20 protein-coding genes and 1 tRNA gene are annotated in these 25,435 nt (G+C 60.0%); 13 read left to right on the forward strand and 8 right to left on the reverse strand.

Features of this window, described 5'->3' with window-relative positions; all coding sequences use genetic code 11:
* Positions 1-19: 19 nt before the first annotated feature.
* The gene (locus VNX23_RS16785) at positions 20-1,399 is read left to right on the forward strand and encodes an MmgE/PrpD family protein (protein ID WP_325631806.1); all 1,380 of its coding nucleotides are present in this window, start codon (positions 20-22) and stop codon (positions 1,397-1,399) included.
* Between the two features lie 340 nt (positions 1,400-1,739).
* Entirely contained in the window at positions 1,740-3,332 is a 1,593-nt protein-coding gene (locus VNX23_RS16790; RefSeq protein ID WP_325631807.1) for an FAD-binding oxidoreductase, read from the forward strand.
* An 851-nt stretch (positions 3,333-4,183) separates the two neighbouring features.
* Here VNX23_RS16790 and glmU read toward each other — a convergent pair.
* Positions 4,184-5,542 (reverse strand): bifunctional UDP-N-acetylglucosamine diphosphorylase/glucosamine-1-phosphate N-acetyltransferase GlmU, encoded by a 1,359-nt coding sequence (gene glmU, locus VNX23_RS16795; RefSeq protein WP_325631809.1) that lies wholly within the window; start codon positions 5,540-5,542, stop codon positions 4,184-4,186.
* 158 nt (positions 5,543-5,700) lie between these two features.
* Between glmU and VNX23_RS16800 the strand changes: the two genes are divergently transcribed.
* Positions 5,701-7,128, forward strand: coding sequence for a hypothetical protein (locus VNX23_RS16800; protein ID WP_325631811.1), 1,428 nt, complete (start codon positions 5,701-5,703; stop codon positions 7,126-7,128).
* 199 nt (positions 7,129-7,327) lie between these two features.
* The gene (locus VNX23_RS16805; protein ID WP_325631813.1) at positions 7,328-7,708 is read left to right on the forward strand and encodes a hypothetical protein; all 381 of its coding nucleotides are present in this window, start codon (positions 7,328-7,330) and stop codon (positions 7,706-7,708) included.
* Here the strand turns inward: VNX23_RS16805 and VNX23_RS16810 are convergent.
* A complete protein-coding gene (locus VNX23_RS16810) occupies positions 7,668-9,317 on the reverse strand; it encodes a beta-(1-6) glucans synthase (RefSeq protein WP_325631835.1) in 1,650 nt (549 codons plus the stop codon). The two genes, VNX23_RS16805 and VNX23_RS16810, sit on opposite strands and share 41 nt — an antisense overlap.
* A gap of 540 nt (positions 9,318-9,857) precedes the next feature.
* On the opposite strand from VNX23_RS16810, the gene VNX23_RS16815 reads away from it, so the two are divergent.
* From VNX23_RS16815 to VNX23_RS16825, 3 genes are all read left to right on the forward strand, one after another.
* Positions 9,858-10,433 carry a beta-1-3, beta-1-6-glucan biosynthesis protein gene (locus tag VNX23_RS16815; protein ID WP_325631815.1) on the forward strand — a complete coding sequence of 192 codons (576 nt, stop codon included), beginning with the start codon at positions 9,858-9,860 and terminating at the stop codon, positions 10,431-10,433.
* A gap of 185 nt (positions 10,434-10,618) precedes the next feature.
* The gene (locus VNX23_RS16820; protein WP_325631816.1) at positions 10,619-13,282 is read left to right on the forward strand and encodes a glycosyltransferase; all 2,664 of its coding nucleotides are present in this window, start codon (positions 10,619-10,621) and stop codon (positions 13,280-13,282) included.
* Between the two features lie 135 nt (positions 13,283-13,417).
* Positions 13,418-13,493: transfer RNA gene (locus tag VNX23_RS16825), tRNA-Lys, on the forward strand.
* 439 nt (positions 13,494-13,932) lie between these two features.
* Here VNX23_RS16825 and VNX23_RS16830 read toward each other — a convergent pair.
* The 3 genes from VNX23_RS16830 to VNX23_RS16840 all read right to left on the reverse strand — a co-directional run bounded on the left by VNX23_RS16830 (position 13,933) and on the right by VNX23_RS16840 (position 15,462).
* Positions 13,933-14,139: a hypothetical protein gene (locus tag VNX23_RS16830; RefSeq protein WP_325631817.1), complete on the reverse strand. Its 207-nt coding sequence runs from the start codon at positions 14,137-14,139 to the stop codon at positions 13,933-13,935.
* A 652-nt stretch (positions 14,140-14,791) separates the two neighbouring features.
* Positions 14,792-14,956, reverse strand: a complete 165-nt coding sequence (locus VNX23_RS16835) for a hypothetical protein (RefSeq protein WP_325631819.1) — start codon at positions 14,954-14,956, stop codon at positions 14,792-14,794.
* A gap of 299 nt (positions 14,957-15,255) precedes the next feature.
* Complete coding sequence (locus tag VNX23_RS16840; RefSeq protein WP_325631820.1) at positions 15,256-15,462, reverse strand: cold-shock protein; 207 nt, start codon at positions 15,460-15,462, stop codon at positions 15,256-15,258.
* Positions 15,463-15,909: 447 nt separating this feature from the next.
* Here VNX23_RS16840 and VNX23_RS16845 point away from each other — a divergent pair, with 447 nt between their 5' ends.
* The gene (locus VNX23_RS16845; RefSeq protein ID WP_325631822.1) at positions 15,910-16,155 is read left to right on the forward strand and encodes a hypothetical protein; all 246 of its coding nucleotides are present in this window, start codon (positions 15,910-15,912) and stop codon (positions 16,153-16,155) included.
* Between the two features lie 1,102 nt (positions 16,156-17,257).
* Here VNX23_RS16845 and VNX23_RS16850 read toward each other — a convergent pair.
* Positions 17,258-17,677: an outer membrane protein gene (locus VNX23_RS16850; RefSeq protein WP_325631837.1), complete on the reverse strand. Its 420-nt coding sequence runs from the start codon at positions 17,675-17,677 to the stop codon at positions 17,258-17,260.
* 788 nt (positions 17,678-18,465) lie between these two features.
* On the opposite strand from VNX23_RS16850, the gene VNX23_RS16855 reads away from it, so the two are divergent.
* Positions 18,466-19,506 carry an Rv1681 family radical SAM protein gene (locus VNX23_RS16855; RefSeq protein ID WP_325631823.1) on the forward strand — a complete coding sequence of 347 codons (1,041 nt, stop codon included), beginning with the start codon at positions 18,466-18,468 and terminating at the stop codon, positions 19,504-19,506.
* A 49-nt stretch (positions 19,507-19,555) separates the two neighbouring features.
* Here the strand turns inward: VNX23_RS16855 and VNX23_RS16860 are convergent, their stop codons facing one another.
* Together VNX23_RS16860 and VNX23_RS16865 are read right to left on the reverse strand one after the other, a co-directional pair.
* The gene (locus VNX23_RS16860; RefSeq protein WP_325631825.1) at positions 19,556-20,401 is read right to left on the reverse strand and encodes a phosphate/phosphite/phosphonate ABC transporter substrate-binding protein; all 846 of its coding nucleotides are present in this window, start codon (positions 20,399-20,401) and stop codon (positions 19,556-19,558) included.
* Positions 20,402-20,477: 76 nt separating this feature from the next.
* Positions 20,478-21,623, reverse strand: a complete 1,146-nt coding sequence (locus VNX23_RS16865; RefSeq protein ID WP_325631827.1) for an acyl-CoA dehydrogenase family protein — start codon at positions 21,621-21,623, stop codon at positions 20,478-20,480.
* Between the two features lie 368 nt (positions 21,624-21,991).
* Here VNX23_RS16865 and VNX23_RS16870 point away from each other — a divergent pair, with 368 nt between their 5' ends.
* The 4 genes from VNX23_RS16870 to VNX23_RS16885 all read left to right on the forward strand — a co-directional run.
* Positions 21,992-22,696 (forward strand): TIGR04282 family arsenosugar biosynthesis glycosyltransferase, encoded by a 705-nt coding sequence (locus tag VNX23_RS16870; RefSeq protein WP_325631829.1) that lies wholly within the window; start codon positions 21,992-21,994, stop codon positions 22,694-22,696.
* Positions 22,697-22,773: 77 nt separating this feature from the next.
* Positions 22,774-24,066: a hypothetical protein gene (locus VNX23_RS16875; protein WP_325631830.1), complete on the forward strand. Its 1,293-nt coding sequence runs from the start codon at positions 22,774-22,776 to the stop codon at positions 24,064-24,066.
* A complete protein-coding gene (locus tag VNX23_RS16880; protein WP_325631832.1) occupies positions 24,063-25,142 on the forward strand; it encodes a radical SAM protein in 1,080 nt (359 codons plus the stop codon). Before VNX23_RS16875 ends, VNX23_RS16880 begins: the two co-directional genes overlap by 4 nt.
* A gap of 23 nt (positions 25,143-25,165) precedes the next feature.
* Positions 25,166-25,435: glycosyltransferase (locus VNX23_RS16885; protein ID WP_325631833.1), on the forward strand; the 270-nt coding region annotated here is incomplete at its 3' end.

Below are 25,435 nucleotides of genomic sequence, written 5' to 3' on the forward strand. Positions count from 1 at the left end.
CAGCGGAAGGAGACTTGCCATGACCCAAGTGGAAGCCCTCGCCAAATATGCCGCTCGCGCCTCGTTCGCCGATCTCTCGGCGCAGTCGCGCCAGCAGTTGCCGGTACACATTCTCGACTCGCTCGGTTGCTGTATCGCCGCCTTGGGTGCCGGCCCGGTCGAGGCCTGCCGCGCACAAGTCGCGGATTTCGGCGGCAACGGCCCGTGCGCGCTGATCAGCGGGGGCAACGCCAACCCAATCTTCGCAGCGTTCTGGCACACCGCGCTGGTGCGCTACGTGGACTTTATGGACAATTTCCTGGCGCCGACCGAGACCTGCCATACAGCCGATAACTTTGGTGTGGCGCTGACCATTGCTGACTATGTGGGCGGTAGCGGGCGCGACCTAATGCTGGCAGTGGCGCTGGCGTACACAGTGCAGTCGCGCTTTGTTGATCACGCTAACTTCATGACGCGCGGCTTCGATCACACCGCACAACTCGCTTTCTCGCTCAATGCCGCTGCGGGCAAGCTGCTCGGCCTGAGCGAGCCGCAGATTGCGGATGCCATCGCCATGGCAGCGGTGAGCGATGCCTCATTCGCCGTCGTGCGGGCCAAGCCGCTATCGCAGTGGAAAGGGTTGGCCTCAGCGCAGTCAGCGCTGGGTGCAATGAACACCCTGTTTCTGGCACGTCGCGGCGTGGAAGGACCGCTGCAGGTGATAGAAGGCCCCAACGGCATCGACAACTTGCTGCACATGCAGATACACATCGACTGGGACAAGCAAGGTTACGAGGGCGTTTTGGAGAGCACCATCAAAAAGTACAACTCCATGATCCATACGCAGTCCGCGGTCCATTGCATGGTCGAACTCGTCAGACAGAACAAACTCGACCCCGGCAAGGTAGTTTCGATCGAGGCCAACGTGATCCGGATCGCCTATGATTTTGCCGGCGGCGGCCTCTACGGCGTGGACAAGGTCGTCAGGACCAAGGAACAGGCGGATCACAGTCTGCCATACTTGCTCGCGGTGGCGTTGCTTGACGGCGATGTGATGCCGGCGCAATTCGAGCCAGACCGCATCATGCGCGCCGATGTGCAGCAGCTCCTCAAGAAGGTTTCGGTCCGGCCGGATCAGGAATTCACCGACCAATATCCTGCGAAGATGCCTGCCAAGATTGTCGTCCGGCTACAGGACGGTAAGGTCATCGAACACGAGGTTCAGGATTTTCCAGGGCTCGCCTCCCGTCCCTTCACGTGGGAGGAGTCCGTCGAAAAGTTCGACAGACTCACGGCCGGTCACGCCGACGAAGGGACGTGCCGCGAGATCAAAGATGCCGTGCATTCTCTCGAAAACATTCAAGTTGCGGATCTGATGGCTTTGCTTGGCCGTGTGAAAGGCGTTGGCGCGCGGCACTGAAAGGGAATTACCAATTTCCGCCATTGACGCTGTGGACGGCTCGTCCACAGCACGGTGAGTGTCATGGAGGTGGGTACCAGCATTCTTCTCGAAATTTGTGCAGTGCATGAGTCCCTTTTTGGCACGAAACCGACATGCCGATGCCGTCGGGGCATGTCCGTTGTTGAGGGAGGAACGGACCTGTCCCGGAAGTTGTCCGACTTCCGAAATTGACCCCCACAACTGACATCGCAGCCGTAACAATCCAAGAAACTTCTGCGAATTGCCGTTCTTTGGGACTATCGTCACATCGCGCTGATCAAGGAAACTATCCCGGTCAGGAAATCAGCCGGAGGAACAGATGAGACGGCGGAAAAAATTCTATGCCTGGGGCTATGCCGACGAGGATCTGACCCCGGACGAAATCAAGCCTTGGGAAACAGATGTCGCAAAGCGATATGGGCTCTCCGGGTTCGACGTCACGCCGCCGCCCAAGGCTGAAGAGATTACGCTGCGTCCGTCACGCGTTGTCGTACCATCCGCGCTGCAACCCGTCGTTCGCACCGATCATCTCACGCGGCTGGAGCACTCTTATGGCAAGGCTTGGTTCGACGCCTGCCGCATGTTCCTGCGCTCGGTGCCCAATCCGCCTGACGCGGTGGCCTTTCCCGACAATGAACAGGACATCGTGCGCATCCTCGGCTGGTGCGACCAGATCGACGCCAAAGCCATTCCGTACGGCGGCGGCTCGTCCGTGGTGAAGGGCATCGAACCTGCGGCTGAGTTCGAAAAGGTCGTGACGATCTCGATGCGCCACATGGATAAGGTGCTGGAAGTCGATCCGGTAAGTCACGCTGCGCGTATCGAGGGCGGCGTTTACGGGCCTCACATCGAAGACCAGTTGCGCGAGACGCCGTTCACGATGCGCCACTACATGCAGGCTTACCGCTGCTCGACGCTGGGCGGCTGGATCGCCACGCGTTCGGGAGGTCACTATGCGACCCTTACCACCCACATCGACGATTTCGTCGAGAGCACGCGGGTGGTGACGCCGGTCGGCACCCTTGAGACGCGGCGCCTGCCGGGCTCCGGTGCAGGTCCAAGCCCCGATCGGATGTTCATCGGCTCCGAGGGTATCCTCGGCATCATCACCGAAGCATGGGTGCGGCTGCGTAAGAAGCCAACTTTCCGCGCCGCAACCAGCGTGCGCTTCAAGAACTTTTATGCTGGAGCTGACGCTGTGCGCGGGATCACGCAGGCTGGCCTTTATCCCGCCAACTGCCGGCTGCTCGAGGCGCGCGAGGCTCTGCCTAATATCCCATGGGAGAACGAAGAGGCCGTGCTGATGCTCACGTTCGAGTCGGCCGACCACCCGCTCGATGCCTGGATGGCCCGCGCGCTCGAAATCTGCCGAGATAGTGGCGGTGTCCCGGATGCCGCAGCAGTGGACGAAGAGAACTCGCACCGCAAAGGCGCCGCCGGCGCCTGGCGCAACAAATTTATCCGCGCTCCCCATTACAGCGAACACGCGGTCGCGCGCGGGTTGCTCTCCTCGACTTTCGAGACCTCGATGACATGGGAGCGGTTCCGCGATTTCCACGCGAAGATCACGAAGATCACCCACGATACCATCAGGCAGGTGACGGGCCGCCAGGGTACGGTCACCTGCCGTTTCACGCATGTCTATCCCGACGGGCCGTGCCTCTACTTCACGTTTGGCGGCATACTCGACAAGCGGATCATGCTCGACCAGTTCATGGCGGTGCTGACGACCTGTACGGCGGCGACTGTCGAGCATGGCGGTACGACGACCCACCATCATGCGGTGGGCCGGTTCCATAGGCCGTTCTATGACAGGCAGCGGCCCGAACTTTTTGCCCGTGCGCTGCGGGGCGCCAAACGTGAACTCGATCCGAAGGGCATTATGAATCCCGGTGTGTTGATTGATCCATGATCAGACACTGGGGGCGAACGCGCGTTGCCCCCAAAAAAAGGCAGCTGGTTGTGTAACAGAAGCCGATCAGTCCAGGTATCGGGGTTGTAGCGGTCAGTTTTTCTGGTAAGCGATGTGGTCCCTCACGTCCGCGCGAAACGTGTCAGCGGGCCCATAAAATTGCGTTCGTTCGTCACCCCCCAAAGTACTTTTTATCGGATGCAGAGCAGACCTCGGCCTGCTTCAGGATCGCTGTAAAGCTGGGAATAAAAATACTGACGAATATTCGTCAAATATATCGAGGGAGTATTTTCCTCATATTTATTCCGTAAAATATAAACCTTCTGAACGTGCTAGAATATGGGGTCCAAGCCGCGTCGGCTTTATGTTTGTGACTCAACCCCATGCGCCCGAAGAAATCAGCACGTTTTGACACTCTTCGTCTAAATACCGCCCCTCGTTGTCAGGCGAAATCTAAACAGTCTGGCGAGCGTTGCCGAGGGCCTGCCGTTCGCGGAAAGCGGACGTGCAGAATGCACGGTGGTGCCGGTGGTGGCGCTCCCAAGGGTCAGCGCAACGGCAATTATCGGCACGGCGGCAGCACCAAGGCGGGCTTAGCCCTGCTTCGGCACGTCAATATGCTGGGCAGATTGCTAAAGCGGCTCCCGCGATAACCGTCTGACGGCAGGGCATGTCCGTGAAGGCTTTAACCCTACCTGGCGAGCGATCAGCAGGTCACCAGGACAAACCTAAAGAGCGTGCGCTCCAGTGAACGCCCATGGAACAAAATTGGGAAACGGCGAGTGGGAAACCGTTGATCTTGCAGGAAACTACGAGAATATTGCCGATTGAAACAGCGTTAAGCCGAAACCTTAACTTCCGCTCTTCGGCGCCTTGTTGCGCGTTTTGAGTTCGCGATACCGTTTGGCGCCACCTTCACGATTGATCTGCTGGCCGCGCTCCACGGCCATGGCGTCATCTGGCACGTCGCGCGTGATGACCGAACCCGAACCGATATAGGCGCCGCTGCCGATCTTGACCGGGGCCACCAACGAGGAATTGGTGCCGACGAATGCGCCGGTACCGATTTCGGTTTTGTGCTTGCCGTAGCCGTCGTAGTTGCAGGTAATGGTGCCCGCGCCGATGTTCGCGTGGGCGCCGACATGCGTATCGCCGATATAACTCAAATGATTGACCTTGACGCCGGCATCGAGCGTTGAGGCCTTCGCCTCGACGAAATTGCCGATTTTGGCGCCCTCGCCGAGCGACGTTCCCGGTCGCAGGCGCGCGAACGGTCCGACCAGCGCGTTCCTTCCGATCGAAGAATGCACGATGTGGGTGAAGGAATGGATCACCGCGCCGTCCGCGATCGAAACACCGGGACCGATCACGACGAACGGCTCGATCGTCACATCGTTGCCGAACGTCGTGTCGGTGGAAAGGAAGACCGTCTCCGGTGCGATCATGGTCACGCCGGCATCAAGTGCCGCCTTGCGCAACCGTGTCTGCATCACTCGCTCGGCTTCGGCGAGTTGAGCCTTGGTGTTGATGCCGCGCACTTCATCCTCGCTGGTTTCGATCACAACAGCCTCCAATCCCAGGTCGCGAACGATCGCGACCGCGTCGGTCAGATAATATTCGCCCTTGCTGTTGGCGTTACCGATCTTTTCGAGAATCGCAAGCGCCTTGCTTCCGTCAAAGGCCATCACGCCGGCATTGCAAAGACTGATCGCGCACTCCGCCGGGCCGGCATCGTCCTGTTCGCGGATCGCGACCAGGTGGTTGTTTTCGACCACAAGCCGGCCATAGCCGGTCGGATCGGCGGCACGAAAGCCGAGCACGGCAAGAGCGGCGCCGTTCTTGAGGGCTTCGCGCAGCCGTTCGAATGTCGCCGCCGAAATCAGCGGCGTGTCGCCGAAGGCAATGAGCAGATCGTCCGCGCCAGCCGCGATGGCACCGCGTGCGGCGAGCACCGCGTGCGCCGTTCCCAGACGTTCGCGCTGGACAAACATCGACGCCTGCGGCCGCACGCGCCTGACTTCTCTTGCCACCGCATCGTGATCCGGCCCCACCACCACCGCGAGCGCACTCGAATTCGGGACTGCGGCCAGCACGTGCGACAACAGCGACTGCCCCGCAACCGGGTGCAGGACCTTGGGGCTTGCGGAGCGCATGCGCGTTCCCTCGCCGGCCGCAAGCACGATGGTGACGGCAGTCCTGCCGGTGGTCATCCGAAATTTCCCCGAAGTTCTTCGATGTGCGCGGTCATAAAGCGTTTTTGCACTGTTTGGAATAAGGCGGATTTGCAACCATAAGGGGCCGGGATTAAGGATGAGGGGAGAATTCCTGTTAATGTCTGGGTTGATTCGGTCAGGACCCTAAACTTGCCATGGCAAAGGATTCCGGCAATCTGGAGAAGCCTTTCGAGATCGAGAACTCGGGCGGCGTGCTTTCCGGGCTCCTGGCCGAGGAGGATGAATTCGACCGGCGAACGCTGTGGCGGCTCGGGTCCTGGGCGGTTGGTTCGGTCGGCGCGGTGGTCGTGGCCATTCTCGCAAGCCAGCTTGGAATGCGGCATGAGCAGATAGCTTCCGCCGACCTGGCGCGGCAGTCGCAGCAGATCGAACAGGTCGCCAGAGAGAACCAGAGCGAAGCCCGGCGGCTGGCATCGGCGATCGACACGCTCAACAGCGATCGAGATCGGCTCTATGCGCGGATTGGGGTCCTGGAGCAAGGCCTGGATTCGGTGACCGGCGCGATATCTCGGCAGAATCCGCAACCCCCATCCCCGCCCAGTGGCACACTGGCCGTTTCCGCGAGCGTCATTCCTCCGAATACGGCTCAAAGTGCCGCCGCCCAAAACGCCGCTTCATCAAGCAGTGCTTCCACCAATGCCGCGGCCGCCCCGCCTGCCCCGGCCGCGGCTCATTCCACCACGGCCACTGCCGCTGCGGCCGTGCCAGCGCCCGTGCAACCGACGGAAGCGCCGGCGAGCCCGCAAAAGCCCCCTGCGGCCGCCCCCGTCGTATCCCCCATGGCCGGAAGTCCACCGGCGACAGTCGAAAAGCCGCCAATCGTTGCCTCGAGTGCGGAGCCCGGTCCGACCCCGGCGCCTTCGGCAGCAGCTCCGTCAACGCCGACGGTGCCGCCTGCAATCCCGCCATCCACCTCGCTCGTGGCCTCGAAATCCATGATGGGGCCGCCCGATCCGGCAGCCGGAAAGCTGATCGAACCGCTTCCACCGCAGAAGGTCATTACGGCAGCGCCGATGCCGGACGTGGTGGCTTCGGCATCGCCAACCGAGGAGATCACGGAAGACGACCAGGCTCCGTCAGTGCCAAAGCTCGCGGTTCAGCGAACCGAATTTGGAGTCGATGTCGGGGGTGCGAACTCGATCCCCGGCTTGCGAGCGCTGTGGCGCGGGCTGCTCAAATCGAGGTCGAACGCGCCGCTCGCCGACTTGCGACCGATCATCGTGATCAAGGAAAACCGCAACGGGCTCGGCATGCAGCTTCGGCTTGTGGCCGGTCCGATCAATGATGCCGCGGCGGCAGCCAAAGTCTGTGCCGCGATGATGGCCAATGATCGAACCTGCGCGACGACGGTGTTCGAAGGCCAGCGCCTGACGATGAATGCCGACGAACAAATGCCTGCAGTGCCGGCGGCAGCTATCAGGCCTGCCGCGGATGCAACGCCTGCTCCCGACGTCAAACCCGCCCAAAAGCGATATGCGCCAAAGCGAGCGGCGCCCAACGAAGAGCCGGGCCAGAAACCCGAACAATCGAGCTTTTCGCAGATTTTCGGCCGGCGCCAATAGAAGTTCGGTCTGTAAGAATTGTTTCATTCTCAATGGCTTGCAGAAGGTTTCTCCCGGACTGCTGACGCGCGGTAACCGGCTCCGGAGGTCTCTTGCGGCCCTCGCGCAAAATCTTGCTTGCCACTTCTGGAAAAGCGGGTACGGCTGCTCCCGACAGACTTACGCGGCGTATCGCTCTTGGTTTTCGGAAAACAGGCCCGTGAAGAAAACTCCGTTTCGGCTCACGCCCTATCAAGTGCAGTTTCTGCTGGTGGTTGGCTTCGTCACCGTCGGCTACGCGCTCTATATCCGCTATCTTGCGATCGAATTTTCCGGCGAGGCGCTCGCCTGCGATGCCGGTTTGCAGACCATGCTCTGCAAGGCCCGTTCGCTGGCGACCTATCTGTTTCGAAATTCGGTTTTTGGCGTTGTCGCGCTGATCATCGCGACGCTTCACGTCATCCGGCCGTCGATCGTCCTGCTCACGGGCGGCCTGATCGCCGCCGGTCTTGGCGTCGTGCTTTACAACGTCGCCCTGTCAGGTCTTGCGATCGGGCTGCTTATTTTGGGATTTGCGCGGCCCGCGCCTGCCACAGCGTAGCGGCAAGCAGCAGATAGATCGCGCAGGTCCACAGCGACTGCCAGTTCTGCGGTCCTTCGTTGATGCCGGTGTAGACCGCCGCGCCCGCGAACAAGCCAGCAAATACCTGTTCGGCAACCGGACGCGTTCCCTCCTTCGGGCGATTGAGGAGCGTGAGGGCGGCGAACGGGATCGCCGCCATGGTCAATGCGGCGAACGGGAAATCCCTGTAGCGCGGGTCGAACACGAAGCCGAGCGCCGTCTCTGCGCCGATCACGACCGTCACGATCAGTGATAGCCCAAGCATGATCGTCAGGACCGATCGGCTCCTTTGCTCCTTCGGACCCAGCAATTCAACAAAGGTCGGCAACGCGCGGCCGGACATCAGGGCATGAGCGCCGAAAAGGGGAGCGGCTGTGGTGGCCACCAGCAGCCAGCCCCATAGCAGCGCTCCACCCACTCCGTAGCTTTCAATGAACATCTTGCGGGCGGCGACCCCGAACAGGATCCCGCCCGTCGTTGCCGACATTCCCACGGCGAACCAGGAAGCAAGCCGTGGCTGCCAGGGCCTGCGGCGCAACGCCAGCCAGGCCGAGCCGAACACCAGGATCGCCAGCGCCATTCCGCCTCCCGTCGCAAGCTTCCAGGACGGAAAGTTGGTGACTGCGATGCCGGGTGGATATTTCAGTGCTCGCCGCACGGAATCGAACAGACCCCAATATCCGCCGACCGTGCCCTCGAGCTGGCGCTTCCACGGCTGATCGTAAGCCTCGATCAGGTTGACGCGGAAGTTTTCGCGCCTGGCCATGTCGAGAATTTCCGAGACGACCCGGGCCTGATTGGTACGGGAGGGAAGCGCCGCGTCGCGCATCCGTCCTTCGCTCGGCCAGCCGGTTTCACCGATCAAAATCTCCTTGCCGGGAAATGCCACTGCCATTCGCCGACGGATCTGGTCGACATGGGCAGCGGCAAACCTGGCGCGGACCGGAAAATCCTCCCAGTATGGAAGGATGTGAATGGTGACGAAATCGACCGCGTCGTAGATTTCCCGGTTGCGCAGCCAGTATTCCCAGACGTCGGCATAGGTGACGGGGATGGAGACCTGCGCCTTGACCGAGCGGATCGTGGCGGCAAGGTCGGATACAGTCATTTCTCCCCGCAACAAAACCTCGTTGCCAACCACGAGCGCGGTGATCGTCGACGGATATTCCTTGACGAGTCTGAGGGTGGTCGAAATCCGCGCCAGATTTCTCTGGCGATTGCTCGACAGCCAGATTCCCTGAATGACTTTCAGCCCGACCTTCGCCGCGAATTCGGGAATCTGATCCAGCCCATTATCGGTCGAATAGGTGCGGATGCAGTCCGTGATCTTGGCAAGCTGGGCGAGATCCTCCGCGATCTGCTCCGCGCTCACTTGCGTCGCCGGCGAAAGCGGCGACTGCTCGCCGCGGAACGGGGCGTAGGATACGCATTGCAGCCTGGCATCCGGATCGATCGGCGCGCGCGCCAGATTGATCGGCGTGGCCAGCCACCACCACACCGCGGCAATCGCACCTAGGGATATCAGGAGAAGCGCCAGCGGCGTGCGTCGAGAAATCAGTTCCGTCCTCCGGCTAGTGTGGTGATTCAGAAGTTCTCTTCATTGTCGCCGCGAGTTCGTCAAGAGAACTTCTGAACCTAAACCACACTAGAATCATAGATTTCTAGTGTCCTTTCGAATCCGAAGTTCGCGAAAGAAACCGCCGCGAACGCGGCGAACTTCGGATTCGGGACACTAGTGGTCCGAATCTAGCATTCGCTCCCATATGCGGAGCCAAGTTCGCGAATGTCAGAATCAAGGGACAACCAGCAAGATATTAATGCTAGTGGAGCTCGCGATTTGACGTTCGCCTGAAGGATTCGCGGCAGAAGGGGTAGCGAACGGCAAATCGGCTCCAGTAGTGATCGTCGATTAGCCGGTCGCTGGCCGTCTGCCAAGAGCAGGAACGGCGGCAATCGCTGGCCCGGCAACGCCGTGCGCTTTTACCACAGCGCGATAAAGTTGTGAGTTTGCTGGACAAAATCCAAAATGTCCGTCATGGGATTGCGCCAAACCGCTTCGCCGCATTGGAGACCCATTTGAACGGCATTGCGTAGCGGCAGGACGGGCAGGAACAAGATCGGGGAATTCATGCGTCAGCGGGTGCTTCAGCTCAAGATTGCGGTTTTGCGTCACCTCGCCGTCTCCGGGTTGGCACTGCTGATCGGCGCCGGCGGCGCGTTTGCCCAAAGTGGAGCCCCGGCCAATCAGGACCAGTCCGGCAAACCAGCCGCCGGCAGCGCCGAAGCCGCCAAGGACAACCAGCGCAGGACGGATGAATTTGCGGAAGCTGCGCAAGCGATCAACGGCCCCGCCGGTAACCCGGAATGTGTCTGGCTCGGCCGCCGGGTCGTTCGCCTGATGTGGCGCGACGACCTCGATACCGCCTTTCGCCACCTCGACCTTTACGATCGTTTCGGTTGCCCCGGCGGGCATGTCCAGGCCACCTTCCGCTGCCTGACGCGGTTTGGTGCGCAAATCGACGACAAGGTGCAAAAGAGCCTGGATGATCGGGTCCACGCCTGCTGGATCAACCCGAACGCCCAGCCCCAGGCTGCGGCGGCAGCATCCCCTGCTCCCCCGGCCACGGCCGGCAATGCCGCCGCGGCGCCGGCCGCCTCCCCTTCGCCTACGCCAGCCGCATCCCAGGCCGCTCCGGCAAAATAGCCGGCCTGGGTGTTGGAACGCTGCTGATATCGGCGGGTTGACACGGCGCGCCCTTAAAACGCCACTGCGTCATACCAGTTGTTAAATCACGTGGCAGGATTATCTTCAGAATCGCTCCCGTGTCGGCCGAACCTAGGGGACGGGTTCGCTTGTCTCCATTGCAGGCCCCGTATGGTCTAGTTGCGATGCGCGCCGTCGTCGCCGTTTTGGTGTTTGTAACCGCTGCTCACGCTGCGCTTTGGGGAATATTCCAGGAAAAGCAACAGGCTCCTGATTTCCGCGGTATTCTGCCGAGCGTTTCCTATGCTCCGTTTGAAGGAACCGCCCATCCCGACGTCGACAACATTCCCACCGTCGAGAAAATTCGCGCCGACCTGAAGAAGCTCTCCACGATCACGCGCGCCATCCGTCTCTATTCATCCACCGGCGGCGTCGAGCTTGTTCCGCCGATTGCCGCCGAATTCGGCCTCAAGGTCACGGTCGGCGCCTGGATCGACAAGAACAATGATCGCAACGAGCGCGAGATCGATGCCGCCATCAATCTTGTCCGACGCAACAGTAACGTCATCGGTGTCGTCGTCGGCAACGAAACGATCTACCGCGGCGAGCAGAAGGTCGACGACCTGATCGAACTCATCAAGCGGGTGAAGAAATCGGTCAACGTGCCGGTGACGACCGGCGAAATCTGGAACATCTGGCGCGACTTTCCGCAGCTTGCCTATTCTGTCGATTTCATCGCCGCGCACGTCTTGCCCTACTGGGAAAACTTCACCGCCGGCCAGGCGGTGGACCAGGCGGTGGCGATGTTTCAGCTGTTGCGGGACCAGTTTCCGGGAAAGCGGATCGTGATTGCCGAGTTCGGCTGGCCGAGCGGCGGTTACAATTTGCGCAACGCTGTCCCCGGCCCCTTCGAGCAGGCTTCGGTGCTGCGCAATTTCGTCACCCGCGCCGAAGCCATTGGCATGGATTACAACATCGTCGAGGCGATCGATCAGCCCTGGAAATTCTTTGAAGGCGGCGTCGGACCCTATTGGGGCATTTTGAACGCGGCGCGCGAACCGAAATTCAGCTGGACCGGACCGATCGTCAATCCTGATTACTGGAAGCTTGCAACCATTGCGCTCCTCGTAGGCATCCTGCTGTCGCTGCCGATCCTGGCGCTGGCGCAGCCGACCGTCATGCAGGCGCTGCTGCTGTCCGCCGCGGCCAATGGCGTTGGCGCCTGGGCCGCCACGGTGTTCGCCTATTGGGCCGGCCATTACTTCGTCTTCGGCTCGGCCTTTGCCTTGACGCTCGGCCTGATCCTGCTGGTTCCACTGGTCTTGATCGCGATGGCGAGGGTCGAGGAAATCGCCGCCATCGCCTTTGGCCGAAGGCCGCGCCGCCTCTTGGTCAAGGACACCGTCGCCGTCACCGATGGCGCCCATCCAAAAGTCTCGATCCATATTCCCGCTTATTTCGAGCCGCCGGACATGCTCAAGCAGACGCTCGATGCGATCTCACGGCTCGATTATCCGAACTTCGAATGCGTCGTGATCATCAACAACACGCCCGATCCGGCGTTCTGGCAACCGATCCAGGATCACTGCCGCGCGCTTGGCGAGCGTTTCAAGTTCGTCAACGCCGAGAAGGTCGAGGGCTTCAAGGCCGGCGCGCTTCGGATTGCGATGGAGCGCACTGCGGCCGATGCAGAGATCATCGGCGTGATCGATGCCGACTACGTGGTCGAACCGGACTGGCTGAAGGATCTCGTTCCGGTTTTCGCCGATCCCCGCGTCGGTCTGGTGCAGGCCCCGCAGGATCATCGCGACGGCGACACCTCGCTGATGCATTACGTCATGAACGGCGAATATGCCGGCTTTTTCGATATCGGCATGGTTCAGCGCAACGAGGAGAACGCCATCATCGTGCACGGCACGATGTGCCTGATCCGCCGCGCGGCGATGGACATGGCGGGCGGCTGGTCCAGCGACACGATCTGCGAGGACACCGACCTCGGGCTTGCGATCCAGGAGCAAGGTTGGCTCACTCACTATACCAATACCCGCTATGGCCACGGGCTTTTGCCGGATACCTACGAGGCGTTCAAGAAACAGCGCCACCGCTGGGCCTATGGCGGTTTCCAGATCGTCAAGAAGCACTGGCGGCGTTTCCTGCCTGGCGAAAGCCGGCTGACGCGCGACCAGAGACGCGAGTTCCTGCTGGGCTGGCTGAACTGGCTGGGCGCCGAAAGCCTCGGGGTGCTCGTCGCCATCCTCAACCTGATCTGGGTGCCGATCGTCGCCTTCGCCGACATTGCCATTCCCGACAAGATCCTGACCCTGCCGATCATCGCCGCCTTTGTGGTTTCACTCCTGCATTTCCTCATCCTTTATCGCCTGCGCGTGCCGGTGAAATGGGGACAGATGCTGGGCGCGATGGTCGCGGCGATGTCGGTGCAGTGGACGGTGTCGCGGGCAGTCGCCAATGGCCTCATCACCGAACATCTTCCGTTCTCACGCACTTCCAAAGGCGGCTTGTCGCGGATGTCGATCGAATTCCAGGCGTTCTGGGAAGCGGTGATCGGCGTACTGCTTCTGGTCGGCGCAGCCGTTCTTGTCGTCACCAATAACTTCAAGGAAATTCGCGAAATCTATATTTTTGCGGTGGTGCTGGTGCTCGAAAGCCTGCCGTTCCTGTCGGCGGTGGCGATCGCGATCCTGGAGAGTTCACGGATCAACTCGTTTACCTTCTGGCGCGAGACCGGCATCCGGACGGCCGAACTGATCGGGCTGCGACCTGTGGCGATGCCAACCGTGGCAGGCCCGTCCCAGCCCGTCGCCTCCGAAATCCGCCGGGAGGCGAGTTGACAGGGCGCGCGCCTGTTTGGCAGGCGGCGCTCGAGGAGGGCTTTTTGACAGGCAGAATCTTCAGGCTGGCGCGGTTGTTGGCGTTGAGTGCGCTATTGACCGGCAACCGGCTGCCCCCTACACAGCGCGGCGAGCGAGCGCGTAGCTCAGACGGTAGAGCACGTGACTTTTAATCACGGGGTCCTGGGTTCGATCCCCAGCGCGCTCACCAACGAAATCAAACTGTTAGCCTGAATCGCCTGCCTGCCTGTTTCCCAATTTTGGTTATGGGAAGCGACAACGTGCCGCAGCTTCGTGAGGCGTTTTTCGAATGCCAAGGAGGCCGGAGACGCCTGCTGCGGGAACCTGATCGACTTGTTTGATGCCGTTGCAGGTCCTTCAACGCTTGACGATCAACCTGGGTGGTGAATCGGACACGGCTTAGCGAATTACGGTGGTTTGGCTGCGCCTCTACGCGCTTCCGAGTCCGGCCCGTGAGGCGGTCAGGCCAGAGGCCACAGAAAATAGACTGTTTGCAGGGGTTTCGAGCAATTGCGAGGCGCTGGATTTTTCTTCGCGGCGTCGCCAAAAGTTGAGGCGGCCCCGGACCCAAACCCGGAGACCGCATCAACACGGGATCACCATCCTCGATGAGGCGGTGCGAGCGAAGCTCAATTAAAGCCTGTCATGCTCCCCCAGGCGCCTGCCTCACTGGAATAGTTCGTTTCCGGCAGAGCGGGAATCTCACCAGCATTGGAGTTGCGGAAGTGCTGGCTTGTGAACAGCCTCGCATCACGGACGTGATGACGCTCTTTTGAGTAGGCAGTCCCTGTGGTCATCAAGGCTGCACCGAGAAAAGCGAGAACGATCTTGCGCATAATTGCCTCGTTTTTGGTTACTCGAGATCACGTAAGGCATGACACTCGTTTTGGTAATTCCGTGACCATCACAAGAACATTCGTTTTGAAAAATCCGCGACCATCACAAGAGCATCAAAGGAGAGTGAATGCATCGATCCAAAGAACGGCGAGGTCGTCGCCGAAGGGTGCGAGGCTTGGGATCGCCAGTTCAGCGATCAATCTTCCCCGATGCGCTCTCAGGTCATCGAGCGCCTTGCGGTTGCGAAGGCGGACGCGTCGACGATGCTTCTGATTCCCGGCTCCATGCGTCGATATTGAACCGGAGGGCGCCCAGGATCAGGATTTCGTTCATGAACGCCTTTTAATTCGGCGGCCCGGCACACAGCCCCCGCCGAAAGTGTGCCGAGCCTAGCCAGTGCGCTGGTCAAGTGAACCGGCTGGAATAGATGATGGCAACAATGGGCGATTCTGAGAACATGCGCGACTGCAACACTGTCGAATTATCTCTCGCGTTGTAGTCGCCAGCCTTTGCCGGTTACGAAGAGAGGCGCGACCGAAACCTGCGGCGCTCCGAACCGTCTCTTTTCCAGCCGGGCAGTCTGGCACAATCAAATTGACCACCCGCCTCGGGCAGTCGGGTGCCGGCCGATCGGTGCCAGCCAATCCTGGACTACCGCAACGCGAACCACACAAGGCCGATCCCCAAGGCAGTGACGTCGGCGCCGACATCGACAAGCACAGCGTTGTGCGATCCTGAGAGCAATCCCACCCCTTGTCCGAACCAGAAAAGCCCGAGTGCAATAAATAGCGGGCCAACGACAAGGACGATCTTCATTGGAACCTGCCTTGCAGGGATTTCGGCGGCTCAGCACACAGCCTCCGCCGAAGGCGTGCCGAAGCAGCGAGTATGAAGCCTGCGTCGGATGTGTAAGCGCGGGACCGAAGCCTTCGCTTACTTTAGAGGGCTGTTTGCAGCCGATGTTAGTTTCCCACATTCGCAGCGAAATATGCGAAGCGTCCGGCCGTCCTTTGGGCTGTTGATGCTGAGCATAAGCTCAGCCTTCCTTTGGCATCGGACGCAGCGAATTACGTCCGCTTCAAACGCAGTACTTCGAAGGGTCATGCGACAGGCAGTCAGCCGATGCGGAGGTCTTCGGCAGCCGTCTTGCCACCTCGCGTCGTCACAAGCTCGTAGCTGATCTTAACGCCCTCGGCGAGACCGGCATATCCAGCCTTCTCAACAGCCGAAATATGGACGAACACGTCAGCCCCGCCACCATCTGGCTTAATGAAGCCATAGCCCTTCGTCGCGCTGAACCATTTCACCGTTCCCATACCCACTTCAAATCTCCTTCAAATAAAACCAACGATTCAACAGATGTGATTCTTCAGTCGATCTAGCGGCAAGTCCGCGGCAAAAAGCCGTCGCTGTTACGATACAGCGACGGCCGTTTGCCCAAAAAGTTAACGGATGGCTATGTCGGAGTCTCCTGGCGCGGTAGGGCATCCCGGGCAGAACAATGCCGCCGAGTACGGCGCAGCGGGATCGAATCAGTGTAGTTGAGACCTCAGCCTTCGACGCGCCCAGGAGTTGGCTGCAATAGACCCGTCGGCGCCACCCGAAGAACGCGCTCTGCATGGCGCCGACGTGCGACCCGACTTCGAACAAGCCGGGCGCACTCACCAAGGGTTTTTGTGGACTACTCCTTTTGCCTACCGGAAACGACGCAATCACGACAACATTGCCCAGCCGAGCTGGGCGTTATTTGTCAGTCGGAGTCGGCCATCATGGCCAGGCGTACCGTAAGCAATCATTGGTTCGTTTCAGTTCAAGCTCTAAGATCAGGGCATCGACTCGCACCATTTGCCAGAGAGACGAAGACATTTCCAACGGAGGCTGAAGCCAAGCAATATGCGAAGGAGATGCTCTCCGAAAGAAGCAAGATCATCGCGGGCACATTTCTGAACGCTCATCAGCCAGTTCGTCGTATCATCTCGGGTTCAGAGCTCCATCGCTGGATTTGGGCATTGTGACCGAGCAACCTGCCGCAATGGGCTTGCGGCAAGCGGGGCGCCGACGTTCGGCCTGACTTTGATTGGGATAAGCGATGATTGGGTATTGATGTTCCGAAACAGGAACTCACGAGGTTCTCGGGGATGTTAGTCCGCGTGAGCCAGATGTGGAGCCGGAACGAAAGCCCCCGCCGCGACTTTAGTCTGAGAGACCGCCGCTCGCCGTTACCAACGACGGCGCATGTCGCGGATAGCCAAAGGTCTTCTCGGACCCGCTGTTCAAAAAACAGCGTTTGCGAAGATAGCCAAAGGCGGCGGTCTCGGCTCCAAGGGAACGTGGTCCCGCGCGATCGTGGATAGGGATTGGAGACCTTCAGTTTGGACCCGCTCACACGGGAGGTCCTCCTATGCACAACCGCATTGAATTGACCACCGTCACAGTCTGGCAATTTCACGAGAGATTGGCGAACGACTGCAAGCGTCGCTAAGGGTAGAGCCTGAGTTACCGCCAAGCATCAGGAACTGGATCGAACGGTTCCGCGAGTTGGACGACCAATCGCCGTCCATCGCTTCGACTATGGAGCGCGGTGCCGAAAACGAGCCGCGCACTAGCGAGAGGTCCGCAGAAACCGCCGCGCGAACGCGGCTTGGTTGGTGGCGACGAAAACATTAGGATCAGCCGCCTGCAAAAGATCACGTTTGCTGAAATGCGTTCCGCCGGTGTGCGCGGCATGCTGATCTATTGCGCGGGTGCCGCAGACCGATGGCCGCGCGATGAGGCCATCGGATCATCCTGCCCACGCAAGCGCCGGCAGAGACGACGACGTGAAGATCTTAAAGAACATCCAGGGGAGGAGGAGGAAAAGCAGCATATGCTACCTCGCTGTGCCAGTCGCCCATTTTCCATTGCATGCTTGATACTAATACCTGAGTCGCTGCCGCGATGCAGAGTCTCCCGGCGGCGATCGATGGCACGATGATGTTCGCCTGTCTGATCTCGAGCCTGAGTTCACATGCTCAGCTTGTGGCAAGCGGGGTGCTGACGTGCGGCCCGATTTCGATTGGGACAGACCTGGGGCGCAGACCTTGGGCTATTAAGCAGGGTTATCCTGTTCTTGCCGGGTTACGGAACAAAGCGATAGTTGATGCCGAACTTCACGGTGGAGATGGTCTCTTTGATGTTGATCCCCGGCACCACTTCGGGGACGCCGAAAATGGTCCCGGTGAATGTGACGCTGCGTGTGCCGAAGTCGTAGAAGTCGTACTCGAGTTTTGCAGACCAATTCTGCGAGAAAGCCCATTCGACGCCACCGCCAACGGTCCAGCCTGGCCGCGTCTCGTTCGCCTCGATATGTTCCACAAAGATTGGCACGTCTGCCGAATACCTATCACCGGCCCATGCTGCGCCACCCTTTGCATAGATGAACCAGCGATCCACTGCCCAGCCGATACGCCCGGTGACGCTCGCTATCCAGTCCGTTTGAGCATGTGCGGTCCCGGTAATCCCCAAGACAGTCGCGTTCGTGTGAGGTGGCCGAACCATCACCTTCGATTCCGATCACCCAAGTCGGTGCGAACTGATAGTTGCAGCCGATCTGGCCGCCTCCAATCACGCCGCTGGTATCACCTGTAACAGAAATCCCCGGGGCAAGGACCGGAGCAGAGGCGGTCTCGCGTCCCCAGCCGCCGCCAACTTGTCCACCGACATAGCAACCCGTCCAAGTAAATAGGGGCGCCACAGGGGGCGGAGATCTGAGAGGCAGATCAGCCGCGAGCGCCTGCGCACCCATTAGCCCCAAGAGAACGGAAAAACCGACAACGATTTTTTTCATGGAATGCCTCAAATATTGTTATGGGCAGCATAGCAGGATGCCAGCAGGCCCGGTGTTACCGCTACGTCACACCCGACAGCTTTAGGCTCTCGCAAAAGCGCTCGCAGGCACCTATTTTTGGCGCATGTTTAAGTCCTTTGAGTTCTGTACATGTTTAAGTCCTTTGAGTTCTGTAAACGTAAGCTTCTCATAATCAACTTCGTCTTCGAACGGGAATGCTAGATCGGGATGATCAAGGGCCATTGCGTAATCGAAGCAAGCCCTCTGCGCTTCCTTTTGGCTTTCTCGGTTTGCTCGGTAAGCACCAGCTTTGGACCAAGAGGCGACATTTCGGTGAGACTTGAACTTGAACCGACAACCAGACCGTTACGAGCGGGAGGTTTGGGATCTCGGTCGATTTTGCGGCGCTTTTCGCTGATCGAGCGCGTTCGTTGTGATTTGACGGGATGGTTTCTGGTGCGAAACTGCTGTGCGGTCAGACGTCTGAAGGACTACGGATTTGCGCACGACAACCAACGTCAAGGTGGAACTCGACGCCGGCAGCAAGACATTTGCGTCAGGTCTTTTGCCGGATTTGATAGCTGCGCTGCGCCATATTCGTAAGGGCGATCTTGTGGCGGTGACTAGCGGCGATCCAGGCATCGGCCCCGAGCTTGAGACCTGGTGTCGGTTTACGCGCAACACCTTGGTCGACACCAGAAATGAAGAAGGCCTCACGCGCTGGGTGCTACGGTATGGCGAGGCGCCCGAGAATGTGGGAGAAGATCGGCCCCTCGGATCACGCCTCTGGCTTTACACCAATTTCGACTGCAATCTGAGCTGCGACTATTGTTGCGTGCGCTCGTCACCCAAAGCGCCGCGGCGGCCGCTAGGTATCGAGCGGGTGCGGCGAATCGCGATCGAGGCGGCCGAACTCGGCGTAAACGAGATTTTTGTTACCGGCGGTGAGCCATTCATGCTGGCGGATATTGGCGAGATCATCACTGCATGCGCTGCGGCGGCGCCAACCACGGTTCTCACCAATGGAATGCTGTTTGCAGGGAGCAGGCTCGCAACGTTGCGCTCATTGTCGCGCGAGCGCGTGACTTTCCAGATCAGCCTCGACAGCCCAACGCCGGAGCTTCACGAGAGCCATCGTGGAAAGGGGACATGGGCGCGCACATGGAAGGGGATCGAGCTGGTCCGCGCCGAAGGTTTCCGGGTACGATTGGCGGCAACAGTGTCGACTGATTTGGAGGCCGAGGAATTCCGCAGCTTCCTTGATGTCCACCAAGTCGGCGAGGAGAACCGGGTCATCAGGCGAATTGCCCTGCGAGGATCCGCGATACAGGGTATCGCTTTGGCAAAAGCCGACTTGGTTCCCGAAGTGACCCTAACGGCGGAAGGCGTCTTTTGGCATCCGGTCGGAGCCGAGGATGACGACCTGCTGGTCAGCCGCGAGATCTTTCCGCTTGCTGACTCCTTCGCAGCCGTACGCCGTGCCTTCGATCGCGAAAATGAGCATCAGCGCCGGTTGGCGAGGATTTTCAATTGCGCGTGACAAGACCGCTGAATTTCCTAAAGAGCGCAACTGGATCTTGTCACGCCCGCTAAGCCGAGGGCCGCGTCAGAAATCCCTGCTGCCTGGACGCCTCCCGTAGTTCTGCATACCCCTCGAGCTGCGGCGCTATCCATTGGCGCAGCCCTTCCGCCTCGAGCACAGGTCGATGCGCCTGGTTGTCGTAGCTCATGCCGAACAATGCTTTGGCAAACTGCCGCTCCAACGCGGGGTCCAGATCGGATCGAGCCGTAAACATGCAATGATTATACGGCCGCGAGGTCCAGATTTCGGTGAGTGCACCTTCGGGCACGAGACGCTCGCTGCGCACCGCGTTCCAGAATGGGCTACCGATAGCGCCAGCATCGGCGCGGCCATCGAGAACCGCGCGAACCACATCGGATTCGCTCGTACCGGTGTCGCCGTGCTTGCCGAGGTCGGAGTTGAACCGAAGAGTTCGATAGTCTTTCTCCTCAACCAGTTCCTCGCGCTGGAGAAAATAAGTCGGAAGGATTGCCGCATGGCCGCTGTCGCGGCTGCCGAGAGCAAGCGTGCGGCCCTTGAGATCGGCAAGCCTGGCGACCGGTCCACCGGTCACCGCAACGATCTTGGTCATCCAACCGACGTCGGTATCGCGCATCGCGATGGGTCGGCAACGGTGTTCGCTCCAGGCATCGGCCTGAATATAGGCGAGGTTCGTATTCCATCCGATGTCAATGCGTGGCAGCGGCTCGCCAGGCGAGGCCAGGAGAGCGGCGACCTGAGCCTCGTAGCTCTGAAACAACACGACTTCGAGCGGTAGATGTGCTTCGTCGTGAAAATAACGTCGCATGCCCTCCCAGATACCCACCACCTTGGGATCATATGCGACGGCACCTACCCAGATCGTCCGGCTCATGATTGCTTCCCGCTTCACAGTGTTTGAATGCGATCAATTGCGCCCGAGCGCTGCCAAGAATCGCAGCGCTATCCAGTCAGAACAGCGGAATTCCCAAAATGGCTTTGCCGATGAATTCGCGCAGAACATCGCCCGTCGGCGCCATGACGGCGCCCGCTTGCGCGTCGCGGAACAATCGCTCGATGGCCAAGTGCTTGGAAAACGCAGCGCCTCCGCAAACCCGCATCGCTGCCGAGGTGACGGCGATGGCAACATCACCTGCCGACGCCTTGCTCTCGAGCACGCGCAACACCGTCGTATCCCGGGGGCGCTCCAGATGATCGACAAGGTCATCGATGCGTGCCGCGAGCCCGTCAGTGTCGATCTGCATCGTGGCAAGCTGCGCACGAAGGGTCGGTAGGCTCTCTCCGAGCGTCTGTCCCAAATGCTCGAAGCGAGCGGTCTTCAGGTGAGCGGCCGTTTCTGCCACCGCGGCGCGGCAAAGGCCCAGCGCAACCGCCGATGTTCCGAGGTTGAACAGCGGAAGTACGATCTCCAGCATCGCCTTAAAGCCAGCGGCGTCGTCGGTCAGCTGGAGGCCGGGCTCGACCTCGCAATCCTCCAGTATCATCGGCGCGGAAGCGTTGGCGCGCATCCCGAAGCCGTCCCATGGGCCCGCAACCGACAGTCCTCGCGTACCACTGGTGAAAAGGTAAAGAGTCGAATCCGTCGGGCCTTTCCCTTCAGGAGCCAGGGCCGAGACAACGTAGCTTTGGGCGTGGCCTGCGCTCGTCACCCACGATTTCTTTGCCGTTATGTACAGGTTGGCGCCATTGCGTTTGGCCCGCGAGACAGGTGCCCAGAAATGGCTGCGCGATCCGGCTTCGCTGAATGCCAGGGTAGTCAGGTGTCGGCCGGCTGAAATTTCTCTTAGCGTTTGCACGACTGCAGCACCGTGAGGGGCCGCGGCGATCGTCGCGGTGGCGCACACGTGCATCAAATAAACCATCGCGGCGGAGGCGTCCGCTTCGGCAAGTGTCGCGATGACGGCAGCGAAAGTTCGCGGTCCCAGAGCCAACCCGCCCACCTCGCCGGGGAGCATGATCCCCAGCAATCCAGCCGAGCCGAGGGCTGTAATTGTGTCGGAAGGAAATCGAGCATCCTTGTCGTTTTGCCTGGCTGCTGGCGCGAGGATGCGATCGGCGATCTCCTTGGTCTTGGAAACTGCGGTCTCGTGATTCATGACGGCCCTCACCATCAAAACACCCTGGTGGCCGGAAACTAATCCTTTGCCACAATCTACCTACCCACTAGTGTGGCGGTTCAGAAGTCCGCATCATTATTGCAGCGAGTTCGTCATGCGGACTTCGGAACCGGGACACTAGGTGGTATCTGTGATTAATACACTATTGGAGCCTATCTTGTCAGGTGGCCCGGCAGTTTGTGACATCATCGTCACATTCTGCCAGAAGCCTGTCCTGTAGTCGCTCAGGTGATCGATCAAATGGGCCGTATCGACGAGAATTTTGAAAAGGGCGAAGCGGACGGTAGCCGTCACACGCTGCAATTGATCGCGCTCGCCACTGATCGCCTGTGGTCCCGGCTCCCGCCGTGAGCGTCGCGGCGATCGGGATCATTTGCAAGGCGCCGGAACCCGGCCGTTCCAAGACGCGGCTTGCCACTGCCATTGGCGAAGTTGCCGCATCGGAGCTCTCTGCCTGCTTCGTCCGAGATGTTGGCGCAGCGATCGAGGCAGTACCGGAGACGCTCGGCAGACGTGGCTACGGCGTCTATGCTCCCGCGGGAGCCGAACACATCATGCAGCAGCTGCTGCCCGCAGGGTTCGGGATGTTACTACAGGCCGGCGATGACCTGGGGTACGTGCTGATTGGCGCGACGCGCGCTCTTTTGCTTGCCGGACATGACTGTGTCCTGCTTGTCAATGGCGACAGCCCGACCTTGCCAACTCACCTGCTGGTACAGGCTGTTAAAACCCTGCGTGAGCCGGGGGACAGGATGGTGCTTGGGCCAGCGAGCGACGGCGGCTATTACCTCATCGGTTTGAAGCACCCACACAAGCAGCTGTTTACGCAGATCGCATGGGGAACAGAAACTGTCGCTCGCACTACATGCGAGCGCGCCGCCGAAATCGGACTCGCCACGACGCTCCTTCCGGAATGGTACGATGTCGACGACGTCAAGACGCTGCGTTGGCTGCAGGACGAACTGGCCGGCCGTTCAACCCGCTTTCGTGACGGCGGATTTGCAGCCGCGAGCCGGGCTTTTCTCGAGGCCGGCCCGCAAATAAACGCGTAGAGCCAATGCCGGGCGCTGTTGCAATTCAACTCAGTCGACTGGCGCGGGCCGCCAACGACGTGCCTCCGCTCTATCTCTTGGCCGGCATCGGTGTTGCCCTGGCTGGTCTGACCCTGGTAACTCCCTTTGCCTTCCAGGATTACGGCGACAATGCCTTCATCGCTCTGACCATCGTCGCAGGATTGCTGACCATTGCGGCGACGCATGCCGCAGAGCGCGCACCAGCCGATCGCGCGCTTTGGCTCATCTTCGGATTTGGAATCACGATCAGGATCTATGTGCTGTTATTCGATCCGCTTCTGTCCAGTGATATCTATCGCTATATCTGGGACGGGAGGGTTCAGGCCGCCGGCATAAATCCGTACCGCTATTTCCCAGCCCATGGAGCGCTAGCGTTTCTGCGCGACGCGACAATCTTTCCCAATATCAACCGCGCCGATTTTGCCCTCACGATCTATCCTCCGGTGGCGCAGTTTTTCTTCCTCATCGTTACCCGCATCGGTGAAAGCGTGACAGCGATGCGTCTCGCCCTGCTAGGGTGCGAGCTCGTCACTGTAATACTGATCAATCGCTTTCTGCGACGCATGAACCGCCCGGCAACGCGCATAGTCGCTTATGTCTGGCATCCGCTTCCACTATGGGAGATTGCCAACAGCGGCCATGTCGATGCGCTCATGGTAGCGCTGATGCTGCTTGGCCTGTGGGTTGCCCTGACCGGTCATGCGCTCCGCGGGGCCGTCTTGATCACGTTTTCGATGCTGGTAAAGCCAATCGCTGCACCCGTACTTGCGGGGATCTGGCGCCCATGGGACCTGAAAATGCCGCTGCTTGTTACTGCAGCCATCGCGCTTTCCTATCTTCCCTATCTGTCAGTCGGTTGGGGGGTCCTTGGATTCCTGACCCAGGGCTACATGGTGGAAGAGGGCATCAGAGACGGGAACGACATTTGGCTTTTGTCGCTCTGGCGCCTTGTGTTTGGCGAGCACCCGGGCGATGTTGTCGGTTACGTCGTCGTGGCCGCGATTGTGCTCCTGTTCAAGGGATTCTCGGTGGCCCGTCGTTCTGATCGAACCATGTTGCCCACGCTCGACGGCATCAACATGCTGTTACTCCTCGCCCTACTGTTATTGTCGCCAAACTATCCCTGGTATTTTTTGGTCATCACACCGTTTGTTGCTCTTTGTGGCTCGCTTCCAACCTGGCTCGTTTCGATCGCCGCGCTCCTCCTGTCCGAACAACTGGACTGGGATTTTTACATTCCGAGGATGGTGACAAAATCAATTCTGTTCGGAGGTCTCATCCTGGCTTGGGCGTTTACGACCTGGCGGACCCGAATGCAGCGGACCGCCGATGCAGGATCATCGCAATGAGTCCTTCCGGCAAAGTGTCGGTCACTCAAGCGCCGTTCGATCCGCGCCGCTATCACGAGTCGGTCGCGGGTGAGCGCACCGAAGTAGCCGCCCGACCGCCGGTCTGCCTTTATCTGGAAGTGACAAACCGCTGCAATCTCTTGTGCACCACTTGCCCGCGCACCTACGAGGAGCTCGAGCCGCCAGCCGACATGAGCTGGGACCTCTTCACGGCGATTGTCGACCAGGTCCCCGGCCTTGCGCGGGCAGTCCTGCATGGCGTCGGCGAACCAATGTTGGTCGCAAACCTGCCTCGAATGGTCAGGTACCTCAAGGATCGCGGCGTTTACGTCCTGTTCAACACCAATGGAACGGTCCTCGGCGAGCGCAACGGCCGTGCGCTGATCGACGCTGGGCTTGATGAGTTGCGCGTATCATTTGACGCGTCAAACCGCGAGAGCTTCAAGGCGATCCGCGGCAAGGACTATTTTGGCCGTATCATTCGCAACGTGCGCGCGTTTCGCGAGCTGCAGGAGCGGGAAGGACAGACCAGGCCGCGGGTTTCGGTTTGGCTCACCGGCCTGAAGGAGACTGTCGAGCAGCTCCCGGCGTTTGTGAAACTTGCAGCAGAAATTGGTGTCAAGGAGGTCTATCTGCAACGACTCGTGTTCTTCAATGAATCGGCGATCGGCAAAGCACGGCCCGATCAGGCCCTGTTCGAACGCCTTACTGAGGAAGACGCGGCCTACTTGAAGCAGGCCGAAGAGCTGGCGCGTTCCCTTGGCATAACGTTCAGTGCGTCGGGCGCAGCGAGTGAGCCGGGCCTAAGTCTGAAGGGCAGCGGTGACGTTTCGCCGTGGTCGCTCTGCCGCCGGCCGTGGTCATTGATGTATTTCACCGCCAATGGCCGCGCCCTGCCCTGCTGCATCGCGCCGTTTTCGCAGCATGGTTATGACAACTATACCCTCGGCCATGCGGGGCAGCAGTCCCTGCCGGATATTTGGAACGGGCGCGCGTATCGGGACTTTCGTGCGGCGCTCCTTTCGGACAAACCCCCGGTTAGCTGCGCCAATTGTGGCCTGCGCTGGAGCCTGTGAAAGCAGCGACCCAGGAGATCGAAGTGAAGCCTCTCTCGTTGCGCCAGGTGCCCGTGGTTTCAGCAATCATACCGTGCCTCGACGAGGAAACGGCGATCGGTCAGGTCGTAGCTGCGGTGCGAGCGCAAGATGTGAGCGAGGTCGTCGTTGTAGACGGAGGCTCGCAGGACCGCACCGCCGAGCGCGCCAAAGCCGCGGGGGCTCGCGTGATCGTCGAGCCGCGGCGCGGCTATGGTCGCGCGATCCAGGCTGGGATCGCTGCGGCACGCGATGACGCCGATATTCTCGTCTTC

The organism is Bradyrhizobium sp., from assembly GCF_035570375.1.
Lineage (GTDB): Bacteria > Pseudomonadota > Alphaproteobacteria > Rhizobiales > Xanthobacteraceae > Bradyrhizobium.